General features: G+C 62.0%; 1 protein-coding gene. It reads left to right on the forward strand.

Features of this window, described 5'->3' with window-relative positions; genetic code table 11:
- Positions 1-38: 38 nt before the first annotated feature.
- On the forward strand, positions 39-884 hold the full coding sequence (locus B3Q33_RS10530) for an NAD-dependent epimerase/dehydratase family protein (RefSeq protein WP_273009665.1): 846 nt from the start codon (positions 39-41) through the stop codon (positions 882-884).
- Positions 885-919: the final 35 nt, after the last annotated feature.

Genomic DNA, 919 nt, shown 5'->3' on the forward strand with positions numbered 1-919 from the left:
TAACTATTCACTATTAACTATTAATTGGTTTTGCATTTATGTCCCACATTCTGATTGCCGGCCTGGGTGACCTGGGGACCGGCCTGGCGGAGCAGTTTCTGGCCGAGGGTCATCGGGTCAGCGCCATTCGACGGGGCAGCCGCTGTCCCGCCGGTGTGGAGCTATACAGCCAGGATTTGCTTGCAGGCGCAGCCATGCTGCCACCGGACCCGGTGGATCTGGTCATTATCATCATGACGCCGTCTGAATACAGCGAGGAAGGGTATCTGAAGGCCTACGTGCGGGCGCCGCAGACCCTGCTGGATGCCCTGGCGGCCCAGCAGCCGCTGCCGCCGGTGGTGTTCGTCTCCAGCACGGCGGTCTTTGGTGACGTTGAAGGCGGCGTGGACGAGCTGACGCCGCCAACGCCGTCTCGCTACAACGGCAAGGTGTTGCTGGCGGCGGAAGAGGAACTCAGCATCCGCTCCCATTGCACGGTGGTGCGCTTCTCTGGCATCTACGGGCCAGGTCGCTATCGCCAGATCGACAAGGCGGCCCGTCTCGCTCGCGGCGAGGAAGCACTGCCTTCCGCCCAGTGGACCAATCGCATTCATCGGGACGATTGCGTTGGCCTGCTGAAGCAGGTGGCCGATGGCTGGTTGGCGGGGCAGGAAATGCCGCCATTGGTGATCGGCACCGACAACGTGGGCGGCCGCAATCTGGACGTGCTGCAATGGCTGGCTCAGCAACAGGGACTGACCCTGGCGGTGCCCGATGACGCGCCCGCTGGCAAGCGGATCCGCAGCCAGTACATTCGCCAGGGGCATTACACCCTGCGCTATCCGGGTTATCAGGATGGGTACAGCCAGGTGCTGGCGGAAAAAGAGCGGCAAGTTAAACGTTGAAAATGGAAAACCGCGCAGGTTGGGTTGAGTGCAGC

It is taken from the genome of Alcanivorax sp. UBA3183, from assembly GCF_002364155.1.
In the GTDB taxonomy this organism is placed as follows: domain Bacteria; phylum Pseudomonadota; class Gammaproteobacteria; order Pseudomonadales; family Alcanivoracaceae; genus Alcanivorax; species Alcanivorax jadensis.

Excerpts from the sequence above, each read along its gene's own strand:
- B3Q33_RS10530 (WP_273009665.1), top strand. The coding sequence starts at position 39 with ATGTCCCACATTCTGATTGCCGGCCTGGGTGACCTGGGGACCGGCCTG.